This window comes from Pseudomonas artemisiae (genome assembly GCF_057128685.1).
Map to the genome: position 1 here is coordinate 49,007 of NZ_JBSKHS010000008.1, position 18,065 is coordinate 67,071.

Genomic DNA, 18,065 nt, shown 5'->3' on the forward strand with positions numbered 1-18,065 from the left:
CAAGCGCGTGTTGTAGGAGCCAGCAAAGCTGGCGAACCCTGCATAACGGATAGATACCACCGTAACAGCCTACCCGCGCTCCGCCGACACAGGCGCCAGTTCAAAGGGGCTGCCGGTGCGGCGCTGATTGCGGTCTTCCCTCGGGGTGGCGCCGAAGAAGTTACGGTAGGCACTGGAAAAGTGCGGCCCTGACGAAAAACCGCAGGAAAGCCCGATCTGGATAATGGATTTGCTGGTTTGCATCAGCATTTGCCGAGCCTTGTTCAGGCGCAGCTCCAGGTAATACTGGCTCGGCACCCGGTTCAGGTACTGCTTGAAAATCCGCTCCAACTGGCGCCGGGATACGCACACATGCTGGGCGATCTCGTCCGTGGTCAGCGGCTCTTCGATATTGGCTTCCATCAGCAGCACCGCCTGGGTGAGCTTGGGGTGACTGGAGCCCAAGCGGTTCTGCAACGGAATGCGCTGGCGCTCGCCGCCTTCACGAATACGTTCCACCACCAACTCTTCAGACACCGCCCCGGCCAGTTCCGCGCCGTGGTCCCGAGCCAGCAGCGCCAGCATCAGGTCCAGCACGGCCAGGCCGCCACAGGCGGTGAGCCGATCACGGTCGCAGTCGAACAGGTGGCTGGTGGCGATCACCTTGGGGTAGCGCTCACTGAAATCATCCTGCCAACGCCAGTGTACCGAGGCGCGATAGCCATCGAGCAAACCCAATTGGGCCAAGGGGTAAATGCCCGCCGACAGCCCGCCAATCACACCGCCGGCGCGCACCAGCTGCTTGAGGGCGCTGGTCAGGGCTGGAGATAGCGCCGTGGGCGGCTCATCGGCCACCAGAAACAGCTTTTGACACCCTTCCAGGCGCCCCGTCCAAAGTTCGCCCGGCAGCTGCCAGGCACCGCCCTGGGGCGCTTCGGCGTGCAAAAACAGCGGCTCGTAAATAGCGTCGGGGTGCACCTTTCGTGCGACGCTCAAGGCTTCCTCGGCCAAGGCCAGGGTCAGCGCCTTGGTGCCGGGCCAAATAAGAAAGCCGATACGCTGGGCGGTCATGTTGGGTATTGATACCTTTGCAAACGAAAATGCGGCGATCGCGACACCCCAGGCTATAGCGCCTGGGCCCGCTTATTTAAGACTACCCGAGAGGAACTGGCGCAACCTGTCCGAGCTGGGATTGGCCAACACGTCACGGGGGTTACCGCATTCTTCCACCAAGCCCTTATGCAGGAACACCACCTGGTTGGACACTTCACGGGCAAAGCCCATTTCGTGGGTAACCACCACCATGGTACGGCCTTCCTGGGCCAGGGCCTGCATCACCTTGAGTACATCGCCTACCAATTCAGGGTCCAGCGCCGAGGTGGGCTCATCGAACAACATGACCTCCGGCTCCATCGCCAATGCGCGGGCAATGGCCACCCGCTGCTGCTCGCCACCGGACATATGCCCGGGGTAAGCATCCTTGCGATGGGTTACGCCAACCTTGGCCAAATAATGCTCGGCTTTTGCCTGGGCGTCTTTTTTGCTCATGCCCAGCACATGCACCGGCGCTTCCATCACGTTCTGCAACGCGGTCATGTGGGACCACAAATTAAAGTGCTGGAACACCATGGCCAGGCGCGAGCGCATGCGCTGCAGTTGTTTGGGATCGCCCGCCTTAAGCCCGCCACCCTTGTTGGGCACCAGTGTCAGGGCCTCGTTGTTGAGCGAGATACGCCCAGACCACGGCTGCTCCAGCAAATTGATACAACGCAGGAAAGTGCTTTTGCCCGAGCCACTGGAGCCGATGATGCTGATCACATCGCCAGCCTTGGCGGCAAGGTTCACCCCCTTGAGCACTTCATGGCTGCCGTAGCGCTTGTGCAGGTCCTGTACTTCCAGTTTGTTCATGGTCGGTTCTCTGAAATAAGGCCAGGCGGCCACTGGGGCCGCCCGCGAATACGGTCAACCCTTGCGTGGCGCCAGGTAGCCCAGCCAGCGACGCTCAGCGCGCTTGAACAGCTGAACCAAAAGGAAGGTCAGGCACAGGTAGATCACCCCGGCGGTGATATAGGCCTCGAAGGGCAGGTAGTACTGGGCATTGACCGCACGCGCCGCGCCAGTGATGTCCATCAGGGTCACGATGGACGCCAGGCTGGTGGTTTGCAGCATCATGATCACTTCGTTGCTGTATTGCGGCAGCGCCCGGCGCATCGCCGAGGGGAAGAGTATGCGGCGGTACATCAAGGCCTGGGACATGCCCATGGCGCGGGCCGCTTCGATCTCCCCATGGGGCGTGGCGCGCAGGCTGCCAGCAATGATTTCGGCGGTATAGGCGCTGGTATTGATAGCAAAAGCCAGGCACGCGCAGAAGGTGGCGCTGGACAGCCAGGGCCACAGCACGCTCTCGCGGACCACGGCGAACTGCGCCAGGCCGTAGTAGATCAGGAACAGTTGCACCAGCATGGGCGTGCCGCGAATCACGTAGGTGTAGGTCCAGGCCAGGGCGTTGACCGCACGGTTGCGCGATACCCGCATCAACGCCAAGGGTACGGCCGCCAGCAGGCCGAACAGCAACGAGATGGCCAGCAGCTTGAGGGTTTCCAGCAACCCGGCCCAATACAGCGGCCAGCTCGACTGGATCACCGTGTAGTCGAACATCATAGTTCTGCCGTCCTTACCCCGACCGAGTAACGCCGTTCCAGCCACTTGAGCAACAGCAGCGACACCGTGGTGACCAGCAGGTAGAGGCCCGCTACCGCCAGGTAAAAGGTAAAGGGCTCACGGGTGGCGTCCGCGGCCTGTTTGGCCTTGAACATCATGTCTTGCAGGCCCACCACCGAGATCAGGGCGGTAGCCTTGGTCAGTACCAGCCAGTTGTTGGTAAAGCCGGGGATCGCCAGGCGGATCATCTGCGGCACCAGCACCCGAAAGAAAATCTGCAGGCTGCTCATGCCATAGGCCATGCCCGCCTCGGCCTGGCCCTGGGGAATACCCATAAAGGCACCACGGAAGGTTTCCGACAGGTAGGCGCCAAAGATAAAGCCCAGGGTAAAGATCCCGGTCATCAGGGGGTTGAGGTCGATATAGTCGTCATGGCCCAACAGCGGCGCTACCCGATTGAGCAGGTCTTGGCCCCCATAGAAAATCAGCAGAATCAACACCAGGTCAGGAATGCCGCGAATCACCGTGGAATACAGCTCGCCCAGCCAGGCCAGCGCCCGGATCGGTGACAAGCGCAATGCCGCGCCCAGCAGCCCCAGAATGATTGCCAGTGCCATGGACGAGAGCGCCAATTGCAGGGTCAGGCCGACCCCCTCGAGGATGACCTCGCCGTAGCCTTTCAACATGCTCGCAAGCCTTCAGAGTGAACGTGCGCAGCGCCTCCGTTACCGGGGTGTGCGTGCGCTAGGGGCGAATTAAACGAAGCGGGGCCGCGTTCGGCCCCTGTCCGGCGCAAAGGCGACCTTACTGGCCGTAGATGTCGAAGTCGAAGTACTTGTCCTGGATCTGCTTGTACGTGCCATTGGCGCGGATCGCCGCGATGGCTGCGTTGAGGCGATCCAGATTGGCCTTGTCGTTCTTGCGCACGGCAATGCCCATGCCGTTGCCGAAGTAGTTCACGTCGTTGAACACCGGCCCCGCGAAGGCGAAGCCCTTGCCCGAGTCGGTCTTGAGGAAACCATCCTGCAGCAGAGTGGAGTCCGCCAGGGTGCCGTCGAGGCGGCCCGCGGCCAGGTCCAGGTAGATCTCGTTCTGAGAGCTGTAAGGTTTCACTTCAACGCCCTTGCCCTTGAGTACCTCGTTGGCGAAGCGCTCGTGAATCGAGCCGCGCTGAACGCCGATGTTCTTGCCCTTGAGCGAGGCAAGGCTGTCATCCAGGGTAAAGCCCTCCTTCATGACCAGCCGCGCGGGGGAGTTGTAGTACTTATTGGTGAAGTCCACCGACTTCTTGCGCTCATCGGTGATGGACATGGACGAGAGGATGGCGTCGATCTTACGCACTTTCAGCGCGGGGATCAGGCCATCGAACTCTTGCTCCACCCATACGCACTTGACCTTCATCTCGGCGCACAACGCATTACCGATGTCGTAGTCGAAGCCAACGATGCTGCCGTCCGGCGCCTTCGACGCGAAGGGTGGGTAGGCTGCCTCGATACCGATCTTCATCGGCTTGTCATCGGCCGCGGCGGTAAAGGACAGCACGGACAGCGCCAGGGCACCAAACAGTGCAAGCTTCTTCATGAGGGATACTCCATCGGATTGACAGCGCAGCAGGATACCTGAACGCCGACAAGGATAAATCGCGCCACCGGTGCGGAAGCGAGTGGGGGGCATTTTAGCGGTGAGCGGTTGCGGGAAATTTCCACAATGCGACAACAAGTTACAGAACGACCCGCAATGCTAATGCCAGCTATTGACAGGCGCCCGGGAGATTGATCAACCGTCATTATTCAAACCAGAAACACTGCAACGTCCCTGCCCTTTTATTGAGTATCTAGCCATAGAGCGGTTAAGGGGGAATCACAGGCCCAGGCTTAACCTCCCCTTGAGGGCGCAGTGGTCCCCAAGGTTTCAGCGGCGCATTATCCGGTAACACCGGTTTTGTTTCCACACAGCAAAAGCCCCGCCTAAGCGGGGCTCGATAAACGGCCCGCCTCAGGCGGCGACCATCTGCCGGTGAGTGTCGATCAAGTGCTGCACCACGCCAGGGTCCGCCAGGGTCGAGATATCCCCCAGCGCGCCGTATTCAGCCGTGGCGATCTTGCGCAGGATGCGCCGCATGATCTTGCCCGAGCGGGTTTTGGGCAGGCCCGGGGCCCACTGGATCACGTCGGGCGAGGCAATGGGGCCGATTTCCTTACGCACCCAGTTCTTCAATTCTTGGCGCAAGGCTTCACTGGGCTCTTCACCCTGGTTGAGGGTGACATAGACATAGATCCCCTGCCCTTTGATGTCATGAGGCACCCCCACTACGGCGGCCTCGGCGACCTTTGGATGGGCGACCATGGCGCTTTCGATTTCCGCCGTGCCCATGCGGTGGCCGGATACGTTGAGTACGTCATCCACCCGGCCGGTGATCCAGTAGTAGCCGTCTTCGTCGCGGCGGGCACCGTCGCCGGTGAAGTACATGCCACGGAAGGTCTTGAAGTAGGTGTCAACGAAGCGGTCATGGTCGCCGTACAACGAGCGCGCCTGCCCAGGCCAGGAGTCAAGTATCACCAAGTTGCCCTCGGCCGCGCCGTCGATCAGGTTGCCCAGGTTGTCCACTAGCGCCGGTATCACCCCGAAGAAGGGTTTGGTGGCCGAGCCAGGCTTGAGGCCAATGGCACCGGGCAAGGGGCTGATTAGCACCCCACCCGTTTCGGTTTGCCACCAAGTATCGACGATGGGGCAACGTTCCTTGCCCACGGTTTTGTAATACCAGTTCCAGGCTTCAGGGTTGATGGGTTCGCCCACCGAGCCGAGCAGGCGCAAGCTGGACCCGTCGGCGCCTTCGACCGCCGCAGTGCCTTCTGCCATCATGGCGCGAATGGCGGTAGGCGCGGTGTAGAGGATGTTCACCTTGTGCTTGTCGATGATTTTCGACACACGGGTGATGTCCGGGTAGTTGGGCACGCCCTCAAACAGCAAGGTGGTAGCACCATTGGCCAGCGGGCCATACACGATATAACTATGCCCGGTTACCCAGCCTACGTCGGCGGTGCACCAGTAGACCTCACCGGGGCGGTAATCGAATACCCGCTCATGGGTAAGGGCCGCGTACAACAGGTAACCGGCACTGGTGTGCAACACGCCCTTGGGCTTGCCGGTGGAGCCAGAGGTATACAGGATAAACAGCGCTTCCTCGGCACCCATTTCCTTCGGCGCGCAGGTACTGCCGGCCACTTCCAGCAAGGCGTGGTACCAAATGTCCCGGTGGCGGTTCCATTCGATCTCGCCACCGGTGCGCTTGCACACGATGACCTTTTGCACGCTGCTGGTTTCAGGGTTAGTGAGGGCTCGGTCCACGTTGTTCTTCAAGGCGGTTTTTTTGCCGCCACGAATGCCTTCGTCGGCGGTAATCACTACCTTGGATTTGCAGTCGATAATGCGCCCAGCCAAGGCTTCTGGAGAGAAGCCACCGAACACCACCGAATGAATGGCGCCAATGCGCGCGCACGCCAACATGGCCACCACCGCCTCGGGGATCATTGGCATGTACAGGGTAACCACATCGCCCCGGTGCACGTCCTGGCCACGCAGGGCGTTGGCGAACTTGCAGACTTCTTCGTGCAATTCACGATAAGTAATGGTGCGGCTTTCGGACGGGTCGTCCCCTTCCCAGATGATCGCCGGCTGGTCGCCACGGGTTTCCAGGTGGCGGTCCAGGCAGTTGTAAGCCACGTTGAGGGTGCCATCGGCAAACCACTTGATGTCCACGCGATGGTCGTCGAAGGAGGTTTGCTTGACCTTGTCGAAGGGCTTGATCCAGTCCAGGCGCTGAGCCTGCTCACGCCAAAAGCCATCGGGGTTGACCACCGATTGCTGGTACATGGCCTTGTAGGTGGCCTCGTCGGTGAGGGTATGTTCTTTCACCTCGGGCCGAACCGGGTACAGGGAAGCCGCACTCATCATTATGTTCCTCTGGAGCAATCGTTGTTCTTGTAGGGGTGCGTTGTACGTCAAGCGGGCCTGGCGCAACCATTGGACAATGGTAGTAACCTGGCTAGATCGGGCGTGACACACCGGCACTGGCTTTGTTGAACACTACAACGATTTGGCGCGGGTGGGTATTGGCAAGGTGGTGTGGAGGGGGTTGGCCGTGAAGTATAAGAACTCGTCCCGGCCTGAGACTATGGGACCAGGGGAGGCCTGAGAACTGAATCGGCTCCTTTTCTATACGTGTTGAGCCATCAGCTTCACGCCTAACGCACTCATCACCTTCAAAACCGTGTCATACCTTGGTTTTGCACCCGGTGCCAGAGCTTTGTACAACGATTCACGGTTGATGCCTGAGTCGCGGGCAAGCTGGCTCATTCCACGCGCCTTGGCGACTTCCTGCAAAGCTCTGAGGAAAACGTCAGGGTTTGGGTCTGCCAAGGAAATGCTCAGAAACTCGGCAATTTCCTCATCGTTGTTCAGATAGTCAGAAGCTTCGAAAACCTTCAACTCTCTCATTGTCTGTCTTCCTTCTCGATCTCATCGCACGCACAAATCGTAGCCGAACAGCTACACCCCAGCAATGAGAATCGACCAGAAATGATCAGTTTATGTAGGCTTTTGGCGTATCAAATTTTCTAAGGCGTTCTTCTGGTCGTTCATGGCTTGGAGTGCCTCAATGCAAAGATCGGGGCAATCTGTCCCCAGGCATTGCTTGGTCCCACCAGTGGACCACCCTATGTCTGTAGCTGCTCTAAACCACCCCATCCGAACGCCGAAGCGCCCGCTGGTTATGCCGGTATAACCGCAGGCTAAGCAACAACCCAGCAGCCGCCGCAAAGGCGGCGAACAAAAAGATAGACGCAAACCCAAACCCCGACGCCACCGCACCCGCCACCGGCCCGGTCAAGCCCAGGGAGAGGTCCACGAACAGCGAATAAGCACCCACCGCCGCGCCACGGCTGGTCGCCGGCACCAGGTTCACCGCTTCTACGCCTAACGCGGGGAACACCAGCGAGAAGCCAAACCCCGTCAAGGCCGCCCCAGCCATGGCCAGTTCTACCCCAGGCGCCAGCCACAGGAGCAACAAGCCCAAGGTCTCGACACCCAAACACACGATGGCCACCCGAAAACCACCCAGGCGGTTGATCATTCCGCCAAACAACAACCGTGCGCAGATAAAGCACGCACCGAACAACGACAGGCACAACGCTGCGTTATCCCAACGTTGGTCGGCGTAATACAGGGTAATGAAGGTAGCGATGGTGCCAAAGCCAATCCCGCCCAGGGCCAAGCCGCAGCCATGGGGGAATACCCGCCCCAGCACATGCAGGAAGGGCAAGCGTTCGCCGCTGAGCACCGGCGCCGGCAGCTTGGGCCGTGCCAGGGCCACGCCCAGCGCGCAGAGCAGCATCACCGTGACCCCGATGCTCCACAACCCCAGTTGCTGAGCCAACCACACGCCGCCAGGGGCGCCAATGGCCAAGGCGCCGTAGCTGGCGATGCCGTTCCAGGAAATAACCTTGGCCGTATTGGCTGCCCCTACCCGGCCGATTCCCCAGCCGATGGCCCCAGAGCCCACCAGGCTTTCCGCGGCCCCAAGCACCACGCGCCCTACGAACAGGCACCCCAGGCTCCATGCCGGCCACGCCTGAAGCCACGCCGCCAGCAGCATGAACAGCCCACTGGCGCCACAGCCGCTCAAGCCATAGATCACCGCTAGCTTGCTACCCCGGTTATCAATAATGCGGCTGGCGTAGGGCCGGCTGAGCAGGGTTGCCAGGTACTGCACGCTGATCACAAGCCCGGCGATGACCGCGCCATAGCCCAGGCCCGTGTGCACGAAGCCTGGCAGCACCGCCAGCGGGATACCGATGTTCAGGTAACCGATAAAGGTAAAGGCCACGATGGAGACGATTTGCAGTGTAAGGGGCATGGAGCGGGGTAACGAAGGCATGTGGCGCGCCCTGTGGAGAGGTGAAGCAGGCCGCGCCGGTAGAAGCTGGCGCCAGCCTGCGAACAGGGTTTACTGGCCTGGCCTGGCCGAGGTGCGCTTCAAACGGTACAGCACCCGCGAAACCACCAACCAGGCAGGGATCGCCAGCACCGGCACCTGCATGCCAGTGGTCCACATCACTGCGAGAATAACCACTACGAAGGCCAGGCATAGGTAGTTGCCCAGGGGGTAGGCCACGGCCTTGAACAACGGCTGTCGGCCTTCGCGCACCAGGTGCCTACGGAATTTTAGGTGCGACCAACTGATCATGGCCCAATTGATAACCAGCGTGGCGACCACCAGGGCCATCAACAATTCCAGCGCATCCTGGGGCATCACGTAGTTGAGCAGCACCGTGACCGCGGTGACCACCGCCGAGGCCAGGATAGCCACCACCGGCACGCCGCGCCGGTCCACCCGGGCCAGGGCCGCCGGTGCATCGCCCTGCTCGGCCATGCCCACCAGCATGCGCCCGTTGCAATAGGCGCCGCTGTTGTACACCGACACTGCGGCGGTAAGCACCACGAAGTTCAACAAATGCGCCGCCGTGCCGCTGCCGAGCATGGCGAATACCTGCACGAAGGGGCTGGCGCTATAGGCATCGCCGCTACTGCCAAGGGTCGCCAGCAGGCTGTCCCAAGGGATCAAGGCCAGCAGTACCACCAGGGCACCCACATAGAAAATCAGAATGCGCCAGATCACCTGATTGATCGCCCGCGGGATCACCTCCCGTGGCCGGTCAGCCTCGGCGGCGGTAAAGCCGAGCATTTCCAGCCCGCCGAAAGAGAACATGATCAAGGCCAAGGCCATTACCAGCCCCCGCACGCCGTTGGGGAAGAACCCGCCGTGGTCCCACAGGTGGGTGATGCTGGCCTGCGGCCCACCCTGGCCGGACACCAGCAGGTAGCTGCCCAGGCCGATCATGCCCACCACCGCCACTACCTTGATAATGGCGAAGCAGAATTCCGCTTCCCCGAACACCCGCACATTGGCCAGGTTCACCAAGGTAACCAGGGCGAAGAAGCCCGCGGCCGATACCCAGGTGGGGATTTCAGGCCACCAGTACTGAATGTACTTGCCCACAGCCGTAAGCTCAGACATACCCACCAGGGTATAAAGCAACCAGCAGTTCCAGCCAGAGAGGAACCCGGCGAAACCGCCCCAGTAAGTGTGGGCGAAGTGGCTGAAGGAGCCTGCCACCGGCTCTTCGACGATCATCTCGCCCAATTGCCGCATGATCAGGAAGGCAATAAGGCCGCACAGGGCATAGCCCAGGATCATCGACGGGCCGGCGCTCTTGAGCACCCCCGCCGAGCCCAGGAACAACCCGGTGCCGATCGCCCCACCCAGCGCGATCAGTTGGATATGGCGGTTTTTCAGGCCGCGTTGGAAACTGCCGTTAGGCGCTGACCGGGGGTTCATGCTCATACCTTGAATCAACGCTTGGGCGACTTGCCTGGGCGCGTACCGGGCGCGCCATCACGGGTACGTTTTGGCGCGCCGCTAGGGGCGCCTTTGGGTTGGCCCTTGCCTGGGCGCCCAGCGCCACCGCGCACTTCGCTCGGCCGCTCGGCCACTACCGAACCACGGGGCGCTGCTGGCCGCGGGCGCTGCTCTTCACGGCTGGCCCGTGGAGCACGCTCATCACCGGCGTCCTGGGCAGGGCGAACCTGGCGAACCCGTTCATTACGGCCCAGGGGCCGTGCGGATTTGCGCTGCATACGCTCGAGTTTTTCCTTGGCCTTGGCGGTTTGTACCGGCATAGCCACAGGCGTTAAGCCTACTTCGGCACTGAGTACGTCCACTTCATGCTGGCCCAGTTCGCGCCAGCGGCCCATGGGCAGGTCCGAATTGAGGAACACCGGGCCGAAGCGCACGCGCTTGAGGCGGCTGACGACCAACCCTTGGGATTCCCACAACCGGCGTACTTCGCGGTTGCGGCCTTCCATCACCACGCAGTGGTACCAGTGGTTAAAGCCTTCACCGCCTGGGGCCTGCTGGATATCGGTGAACTTCGCCGGGCCGTCTTCGAGCACCACGCCCTCTTTGAGGCGGGCGATCATGTCATCGTCCACTTCACCGCGCACGCGCACTGCGTACTCGCGGTCCATCTCATAAGAGGGGTGCATCAAACGGTTGGCCAGCTCGCCATCGGTGGTGAACATCAGCAAACCGGTGGTGTTGATGTCCAGCCGGCCAATGTTGATCCAGCGGCCTTCACGGGGGCGTGGCAGGCGGTCGAACACCGTAGGGCGGCCCTCAGGGTCGTCACGGGTGCAGATTTCGCCGTCTGGCTTGTTGTAGATGATCACCCGGCGCACCGTTTCGGCGGCCTCTTCACGCTTGATCAGCTTGCCATCGACGCTAATGGCGTCATGCAGGTCCACACGCAGGCCAAGGGTCGCGACCTTGCCGTTGACCTTGATCCGGCCTTCGCCGATCCAGGCCTCTACGTCGCGGCGCGAGCCCACGCCAATGCGGGCGAGGACTTTCTGGAGTTTTTCGCCCGCGGGGGGCAGCGGGGCGTCCGCGGAATCGAGTTCGTGTTCATTCATGGTTGGCACCTCCCGGTGAGTTGATGACACGGCGGCCAGGGCCGAAGTGCTCGTCGAAGGGCGCGCATCATACGCGCTCTGGCGCCAGCTTGCACGGGGCGCTTGGTAGCAAGCGACCAGCGCGTCAGGGTTGTGGATCGTCCTTGGGTGGTGGGCCTTCCAGTGCTGGCTCGGCCCCTTCCGGTGCAGCGGTCTCTGGCTGGCGCAGGTCGTCGAAGTCGGTCTTAAGGTTGGCTTCCATGTCGTCCAGCTCTAGCAGCAAGCTGCGGAAGCTGGTCTCTTCGCTTGCAGGCACAGGCGTACCTTCACCCTCTTCACCACCGCTGGCATCGGCCAGAGCTTGCAAGCGCGCCGGAATCGGCAGGTCATCGTCCTCGGGCATTGGGCGCGGTTCCAGCTCGCGCAGGTCCGCCAGCGGTGGCAGCTCGTCCAGGTTCTTGAGGTTGAAGTGGTCCAGAAACGCCTTGGTGGTGGCGAACATGGCCGGGCGGCCGGGCACCTCGCGATGGCCCACCACACGAATCCACTCGCGTTCGAGCAGGGTTTTGACGATGTTGCTGTTGACCGCCACGCCCCGCACGTCTTCGATCTCACCCCGGGTGATGGGCTGGCGGTACGCGATCAGCGCCAAGGTTTCCAGCAATGCCCTGGAATACCGCTGGGGGCGCTCTTCCCACAACCGCCCCACCCAGGGGGCATAGCGCTCGCGGATTTGCAGCCGGTAACCGGAGGCCACCTCTATCAGTTCAAACGCGCGGTTGTCACAGGATTTACGCAGCAGCTCCAAGGCCTTGCGAAAAACCGTGGGGCCTGGCCGCTCGGCTTCCTCGAACAATTCATACAGGCGATCGAGGCTTTGCGGCTTGCCAGAAGCCAACAGGAAGGCCTCCAGCAGGGGGGCCAGGTCGCGGGGTTCGTTAAGGTTCATGAATGCCTACAGCTCGTCACTCACCGCGCAGCCGAACATGGATGGCGGCAAAGGGCTCATTTTGCACCAGCTCGATCAAAGATTCCTTCACAAGTTCGAGAATCGCCATAAAGGTCACCACCACGCCAAGCTTGCCCTCGTGGGCCGCGAACAACTCGCCGAAGGCCACGAAACCGCCGCCTTTGAGCCTTTCCAGCACTTCGCTCATGCGCTCGCGGGTAGAGAGCGCCTCGCGGCTGACCTGGTGGCTTTCGAACAGGTCATTGCGGCGCATCACCTCGGCCATGGCCAGCAGCACGTCTTCCAAGGCCACATCCGGCAGCAACCGCCGAGCCTTGGCCTGGGGGGCGTCCAGCTGTGGCACCACGATCTCGCGCCCTACCCGGGGCAGCCCATCAATGCCTTCGGCGGCGGCCTTGAAGCGCTCGTACTCCTGCAGGCGGCGAATCAGTTCGGCCCGTGGGTCGCCCTCTTCTTCCTCTACCTCGGCTGAACGGGGCAACAGCATGCGGGATTTGATTTCCGCCAGCATGGCCGCCATCACCAGGTACTCGGCGGCCAACTCCAGGCGGATGGTTTTCATCAGCTCCACATACGTCATGTACTGACGGGTGATTTCCGCCACCGGGATATCCAGCACGTCGATGTTTTGCTTGCGAATCAAATACAGCAGCAGGTCCAGCGGCCCCTCGAAGGCCTCCAGAAACACCTCCAAGGCATCCGGCGGGATGTATAGATCCTGCGGCACCTCGGTGAAGGCATTGCCATAGACCAACGCCAATTGAAGCTGGCTGCTTTCCTCCTGTAGTGGGAGCGTCTGGGCTAGCTCGGTCATGGGCCCGCCAAGAAGGGCGAAGGGTCGCCGCAGCCTTCCCGGATGATCTGCGGTTCGGCACCGCTGAGGTCTACAACGGTTGAAGCCGAACCGCCACCGGGGCCGCCATCAATCACCAGGTCTACATGATGCTCAAGGCGCTCGCGCATTTCTTCCGGGTCGCTCAACGGTTCGTCCTCGCCAGGCATTACCAGGCTCACGCTCATCAACGGCTCGCCCAGGTTTTCAAGCAGGGCTTGAGCGATGGGGTGGGCCGGTACTCGCAGGCCGATGGTACGCCGCTTGGGGTGCAGCAACAGGCGCGGCACTTCCCGGGTGGCATCGAGAATAAAGGTGTAAGGCCCGGGGGTATGGGCCTTGAGCAACCTGAACGCAGCGGTATCTACCTTGGCAAATAACCCCAGTTGCGACAGGTCGCGGCACAACAGGGTGAAGTTGTGGCGGTCGTCCAACTGGCGCAGGCGGCGTACCCGCTCGATGGCGCTTTTCTCACCGATGCGACAGCCCACCGCGTAAGAAGAATCGGTGGGGTACACCACCACGCCGCCGGAGCGGATAATGTCCACCGCCTGCTTGATCAGGCGCGCCTGGGGGTTTTGCGGGTGAATCTGAAAGAACTGGCTCACGTCATATCCTTGCTGGTAGGCCTGCGCGGTCATCACGGAAACGCTCCCATAACGGTGGCAGATCCTCCGGCAAAGCGCGGTAACTGCCGATGTCGCCCCAGTTGCCCGGCCCGTGAAAATCGCTGCCGGCGCTGGCCAGCATGCCAAATTCCCGGGTCAGGATTGCCAGGGTGCCTGTTTGTTCATCTGCCTGGAGGCCGTTGACCACCTCCAGCGCGTGGCCGCCTGCCTGGAGAAACTCGCCCACCAGGCGCCGACGCTTGCCACGGGTAAAATCATAGTGCAGGGGGTGTGCCAGGCTGACCCAAGCCCCGGCCGCGCGCAGGGTAGTGACCGTAGCCTCCAGGGTGGGCCAGTGCTGCTTTACATCGCCGATCTTGCCTGCGCCAAGCCAACGCCGAAAGGCGGTCTGGCGATCTGGCACGTGGCCTTGTTGCACCAGAAAATCCGCAAAGTGTGGCCGGGCCGGGGCATTACGGCTATCCCCCAACGCGGCCTGGATCGCCCGAGCGCCTTCCAATGCGCCGGGCATGCCCTTGGCGGCCAGCCGTCGGTCGATTTCCTCGGCCCGTAGCCAACGGCCGGCGTGCAGTTGCTCCAGGGTGTCGGCCAGGGCCGGCGCTTCCAAAGGGAAGCCATAACCCAGCACATGGATAGTGGCGCCACCCCAGGTGCAAGACATTTCCACCCCGCTTACCCAGCGCATGCCCACCGCCGCGGCTGCGTTACGCGCTTCAGGCAGGCCATCAAGGGTGTCGTGGTCGGTCAGGGCCAACAAGGTAACGCCCCGCTCATGGGCACGAGCCACCACGCTGGCAGGGGCCAGCGCCCCATCGGAGGCGGTACTGTGGCAATGCAGGTCAACATTCATGGGCGGCGCTTTCGAGTTCGAGAAGGTTTGCTATTATGCCGCCACATCCCGCGCCTGGCTGCCATTGTGAAACAACTGATCGACTTCATTCCGCTATTGCTGTTCTTCATCATCTATAAAACCGAACCTCGCACCTTGGACCTGGCAGGTCACAGCATTGCCGTGGGGGGTATTTTCAGTGCGACCGCCTTCCTTATCGGCAGTTCGCTGCTGGTGTATGGCCTGCTGTTCCTGCGCCAGCGCCGGCTGGAAAAAGGCCAGTGGCTGACCTTGGCCGGGTGCCTGGTGTTTGGGGGCATGACCCTGGCCTTTCATAGCGAAACCTTCCTGAAGTGGAAAGCCCCGGTGGTGAACTGGCTGTTCGCCCTCGCCTTCCTGGGTAGCCACTTTATTGGGAACAAAGTGCTTATCCAGCGCATGATGGGCCATGCCTTGACGCTGCCGAGCGCCATATGGAACCGCTTGAACATCGCCTGGATCGTATTCTTTATCGTATGCGGCGCGGCCAACCTGTTCGTGGCCTTTACCTTCGAGCGCTACTGGGTAGACTTCAAAGTGTTCGGCAGCCTGGGCATGACGCTGCTCTTCCTGATAGGCCAAGGGGTCTACCTCTCGCGACACCTGCACGAGCCTTCGTCTACCCCAAAAACCGAGGACTGACATGCTGTATGCAATCATCGCTACTGATGCGCAAAACTCGCTGGAACAGCGCCTGGCTAACCGCCCCGCGCATCTGGAACGGCTGCAGGCGCTGCAAAACGAAGGCCGTCTGGTACTGGCCGGGCCGCACCCGGCCATCGACAGTATTGAGCCGGGCCCGGCGGGCTTTAGCGGCAGCCTGATCGTAGCGGAGTTCGACTCTCAACAGGCCGCTCAGGCTTGGGCCGAGGCAGACCCTTACCGTGCCGCCGGGGTCTATGCCAGTGTACTGGTCAAGCCTTTCAAGCAAGTGTTCCCTAGTGCCTAAGCCATCATGAGCGAACTGCTGCTGATCGACGACGACGTAGAGCTGTGCGAGCTGCTGAGCAGTTGGCTGGCCCATGAAGGCTTTGAGGTGCGCGCTTGCCATGACGGCAAAAGCGCGCGCCTGGCATTGGCTCAAGCTGCCCCAGCGGCAGTGGTGCTGGACGTGATGCTGCCTGACGGCAGTGGCCTGGAGCTGCTAAAACAACTGCGCAGCGAACACGCCGAGCTGCCGGTTGTAATGCTTTCAGCGCGAGGCGAGCCGCTGGACCGGATTCTGGGCCTGGAGTTGGGCGCCGACGACTATGTGGCCAAGCCCTGCGACCCACGGGAGCTTACCGCCCGCCTACGGGCCGTGTTGCGCCGTAGCCACCCAGTGGCCAGCGCCAGCCAACTGGAAATAGGCGACCTTACGTTCAGCGCCGTGCGCGGGGTGGCCAGCATCGACCAGCACGAGATCTCTCTCACCCTGTCGGAGAGCCGCATCCTCGAAGCCCTGTTGCGCCAACCGGGTGAGCCGCTGGATAAACAAGCGCTGGCGCAACTGGCCCTGGGCCGCAAGCTCACGCTCTATGACCGCAGCCTGGACATGCACGTGAGCAACCTGCGCAAGAAGATCGGCCCCCACGCCGACGGCCGCCCACGCATCGTTGCCTTGCGTAGCCGGGGCTATTACTACTCAGCCTAGCTGCTCCACGAAATGTTTGGAACGAAGGCGAACCCAAGGTTTACCTTCCCTTTACCCAGCCCTGACCGCCCTTGACGCTTGCCTGCGTAGACTGAGCTCATCCGGTAAACGACCGGCGACCAAACAAGGAGCTTTACCATGCGCAAGACTCTCACTGCCCTGTTGTTCGCGGCCACCTTGCCCACCCTGGCCATGGCCGCGCCACCTGCCCCGGTGCATGGCCCTGACGAAGGCCCGCGCCCTGGCATGGAAATGATGCACAAGCGCGGCCCTGGCCAATTTGAAAGCCTTGGCCTGGACCGTGAGCAGCGCCAACAGGTGGGCCGCTTGATGGGCGAGCACATGAAGCAGCGGCATGAAATCACCGAGCGTTATCTGGCCAAACTGCCTAGCGCTGAACAAAAAGCCATGCAAGACGCCTTGACCGCCAGCCAGGCCAAAACGCGCAGTGACATCCGGGCGATACTGACGCCCGCCCAGCAAAAGCAGTTCGATGAGCTGACCAAAGAGCAGGACCAGCGCCGCGCCGAATGGGCCGAGTTCAAAGCCTGGAAGGCCCAGAAAGACGGCAAAGCCCAGTAAGCGCTACGCTCATGCACACCCGGCCGCCCTGGCCGGGTGTTTTCGTTGACTTAAAGAGGTGCCGCGTTGCGTTCATTGTTCTGGCGGATCTTGGCCAGCTTCTGGCTGGCGATTGCCTTGGTAGCGGGCCTGTCCCTGCTGATGGGCCACGTATTGAACCAGGATGCCTGGATCTTGAGCCGGCACCCGGCGCTCAAGCATTTTGCCGCCCACTGGACCGAACACTTCGAAGCCCAGGGCGCCGACGCGGCCGAGCAACTGCTGGAGCAACACAAGCGCCGCTACCACGTAGACACTCAAGTGCTCAACGAGGCTGGCGAGCCGGTCGTGCCGGGTACCTTTCCTCGCCGCGCCGAAGCCTTCGAGGCGCGACAAAGCCAGGATGACCGCCAACTGCCTTGGCGCCGCTTGACCGCCGAATACACCAGCCCCAAAAGCGGTGAGACCTACCTGTTCATTTACCGCATTCCCCACCCTGAACTCGAAGCCTGGCACCGCGAGAGCCTGTTCTGGCCCATCGGCGCGTTGAGCATCGCCTTGGTGGTGCTGACACTGTTCAGTTTGCTGGTAACGCTTTCGATCACCCGCCCCTTACAGCGCCTACGCGGCGCGGTCCATGACTTGGGCCAGGCCAGCTATCAACAGCACAGCCTGGCACAACTGGCCGGGCGGCGGGATGAGTTCGGCGTGCTGGCCAACGACTTCAACCGCATGGGGGCGCGCCTGCAAAGCTTGATCAGCAGCCAACGCCAACTGCTACGGGACGTTTCCCATGAACTGCGTTCGCCTCTGGCCCGATTGCGGATCGCCTTGGCCTTGGCAGAGCGGGCCGGGGCCGAGGAGCGCGAGCGCTTGTGGCCAAGGCTTACCCTCGAATGCGACCGCCTCGAGGCCTTGATCAGTGAAATCCTGGAGTTGGCGCGGGTGGACGCCGAACAAACCAGTGCCGAAAACGTAGCCTTGGAGCCCCTGCTCACTGGCATTGCCCAGAACGCCAGCCTCCCGGCGCAGGATCAGCACGTCCGGGTGACGGTAGCGCCCAACCTGGCGCTACGCGGCTGGCCTTCGCTGCTCGACCGGGCCGTGGACAACCTGCTGCGCAATGCCTTGCGCTTCAACCCGAGCGGTCAGCCCATCGAGCTGAGCGCCGAGCCCTGTACGGCGGGCATCGCCATCAGCGTGCGGGACCACGGCCCAGGCTGCCCACCCGAGCATCTGGCCCTGTTGGGCGAGCCCTTTTACCGGGCCCCAGGGCAATCGGCGGCGGGCCATGGCCTAGGTTTGGCGATTGCCCGTAAGGCCGCGGAGCGCCACGGGGGCGGGCTGGTGCTGGATAACCATCCGCAGGGCGGCTTCGTGGCCCGGCTGGAACTGCCTCTGGAACCGCCTTCAGCAGCCTGAAC

General features: G+C 61.9%; 18 protein-coding genes and 1 pseudogene. 5 read left to right on the top strand and 14 right to left on the bottom strand.

Translation table 11 applies throughout. From position 1 onward, the window contains the following. Positions 1–69: 69 nt before the first annotated feature. From argR to ACWKV4_RS11360, 14 genes and pseudogenes are all read right to left on the bottom strand, one after another. Positions 70–1,050, bottom strand: a complete 981-nt coding sequence (gene argR, locus ACWKV4_RS11295; protein WP_483832169.1) for a transcriptional regulator ArgR — start codon at positions 1,048–1,050, stop codon at positions 70–72. A gap of 72 nt (positions 1,051–1,122) precedes the next feature. Beyond that, on the bottom strand, positions 1,123–1,887 hold the full coding sequence (locus ACWKV4_RS11300) for an ABC transporter ATP-binding protein (protein WP_483832170.1): 765 nt from the start codon (positions 1,885–1,887) through the stop codon (positions 1,123–1,125). Positions 1,888–1,941: 54 nt separating this feature from the next. After that, entirely contained in the window at positions 1,942–2,640 is a 699-nt protein-coding gene (locus tag ACWKV4_RS11305) for an ABC transporter permease (RefSeq protein WP_483832171.1), read from the bottom strand. After that, on the bottom strand, positions 2,637–3,326 hold the full coding sequence (locus ACWKV4_RS11310) for an ABC transporter permease (RefSeq protein WP_483832172.1): 690 nt from the start codon (positions 3,324–3,326) through the stop codon (positions 2,637–2,639). Before ACWKV4_RS11310 ends, ACWKV4_RS11305 begins: the two co-directional genes overlap by 4 nt. A gap of 118 nt (positions 3,327–3,444) precedes the next feature. Continuing rightward, entirely contained in the window at positions 3,445–4,221 is a 777-nt protein-coding gene (locus tag ACWKV4_RS11315; RefSeq protein WP_483832173.1) for an ABC transporter substrate-binding protein, read from the bottom strand. A gap of 414 nt (positions 4,222–4,635) precedes the next feature. Then, positions 4,636–6,591: an acetate--CoA ligase gene (acs, locus tag ACWKV4_RS11320; protein ID WP_483832174.1), complete on the bottom strand. Its 1,956-nt coding sequence runs from the start codon at positions 6,589–6,591 to the stop codon at positions 4,636–4,638. A gap of 264 nt (positions 6,592–6,855) precedes the next feature. Further along, positions 6,856–7,137: an addiction module antidote protein gene (locus ACWKV4_RS11325; RefSeq protein ID WP_483832175.1), complete on the bottom strand. Its 282-nt coding sequence runs from the start codon at positions 7,135–7,137 to the stop codon at positions 6,856–6,858. A gap of 235 nt (positions 7,138–7,372) precedes the next feature. After that, on the bottom strand, positions 7,373–8,575 hold the full coding sequence (locus tag ACWKV4_RS11330; RefSeq protein WP_483832176.1) for an MFS transporter: 1,203 nt from the start codon (positions 8,573–8,575) through the stop codon (positions 7,373–7,375). Positions 8,576–8,631: 56 nt separating this feature from the next. Continuing rightward, positions 8,632–10,036, bottom strand: a pseudogene (locus tag ACWKV4_RS11335) (amino acid permease); the annotation flags it as partial. A 14-nt stretch (positions 10,037–10,050) separates the two neighbouring features. Continuing rightward, positions 10,051–11,169 (bottom strand): 23S rRNA pseudouridine(2605) synthase RluB, encoded by a 1,119-nt coding sequence (gene rluB / locus ACWKV4_RS11340; RefSeq protein WP_483832177.1) that lies wholly within the window; start codon positions 11,167–11,169, stop codon positions 10,051–10,053. 124 nt (positions 11,170–11,293) lie between these two features. Further along, positions 11,294–12,097: an SMC-Scp complex subunit ScpB gene (gene scpB / locus ACWKV4_RS11345; RefSeq protein WP_483832178.1), complete on the bottom strand. Its 804-nt coding sequence runs from the start codon at positions 12,095–12,097 to the stop codon at positions 11,294–11,296. A 16-nt stretch (positions 12,098–12,113) separates the two neighbouring features. After that, entirely contained in the window at positions 12,114–12,932 is an 819-nt protein-coding gene (locus tag ACWKV4_RS11350; protein ID WP_487247613.1) for a segregation and condensation protein A, read from the bottom strand. Beyond that, positions 12,929–13,558, bottom strand: a complete 630-nt coding sequence (locus tag ACWKV4_RS11355; RefSeq protein ID WP_483832179.1) for an L-threonylcarbamoyladenylate synthase — start codon at positions 13,556–13,558, stop codon at positions 12,929–12,931. Before ACWKV4_RS11355 ends, ACWKV4_RS11350 begins: the two co-directional genes overlap by 4 nt. A gap of 1 nt (position 13,559) precedes the next feature. Then, entirely contained in the window at positions 13,560–14,429 is an 870-nt protein-coding gene (locus ACWKV4_RS11360; protein WP_483832180.1) for a PHP domain-containing protein, read from the bottom strand. Positions 14,430–14,495: 66 nt separating this feature from the next. Here ACWKV4_RS11360 and ACWKV4_RS11365 point away from each other — a divergent pair, with 66 nt between their 5' ends. From ACWKV4_RS11365 to ACWKV4_RS11385, 5 genes are all read left to right on the top strand, one after another. Continuing rightward, complete coding sequence (locus ACWKV4_RS11365) at positions 14,496–15,089, top strand: septation protein A (RefSeq protein ID WP_483832181.1); 594 nt, start codon at positions 14,496–14,498, stop codon at positions 15,087–15,089. Position 15,090: 1 nt separating this feature from the next. Beyond that, a complete protein-coding gene (locus tag ACWKV4_RS11370; RefSeq protein ID WP_483832182.1) occupies positions 15,091–15,396 on the top strand; it encodes a YciI family protein in 306 nt (101 codons plus the stop codon). A gap of 6 nt (positions 15,397–15,402) precedes the next feature. After that, a complete protein-coding gene (locus ACWKV4_RS11375; RefSeq protein ID WP_483832183.1) occupies positions 15,403–16,080 on the top strand; it encodes a response regulator in 678 nt (225 codons plus the stop codon). Positions 16,081–16,218: 138 nt separating this feature from the next. Beyond that, positions 16,219–16,662 carry a Spy/CpxP family protein refolding chaperone gene (locus ACWKV4_RS11380; protein ID WP_483832184.1) on the top strand — a complete coding sequence of 148 codons (444 nt, stop codon included), beginning with the start codon at positions 16,219–16,221 and terminating at the stop codon, positions 16,660–16,662. Positions 16,663–16,728: 66 nt separating this feature from the next. Next, positions 16,729–18,063, top strand: coding sequence for a sensor histidine kinase (locus ACWKV4_RS11385; RefSeq protein ID WP_483832185.1), 1,335 nt, complete (start codon positions 16,729–16,731; stop codon positions 18,061–18,063). Positions 18,064–18,065: the final 2 nt, after the last annotated feature.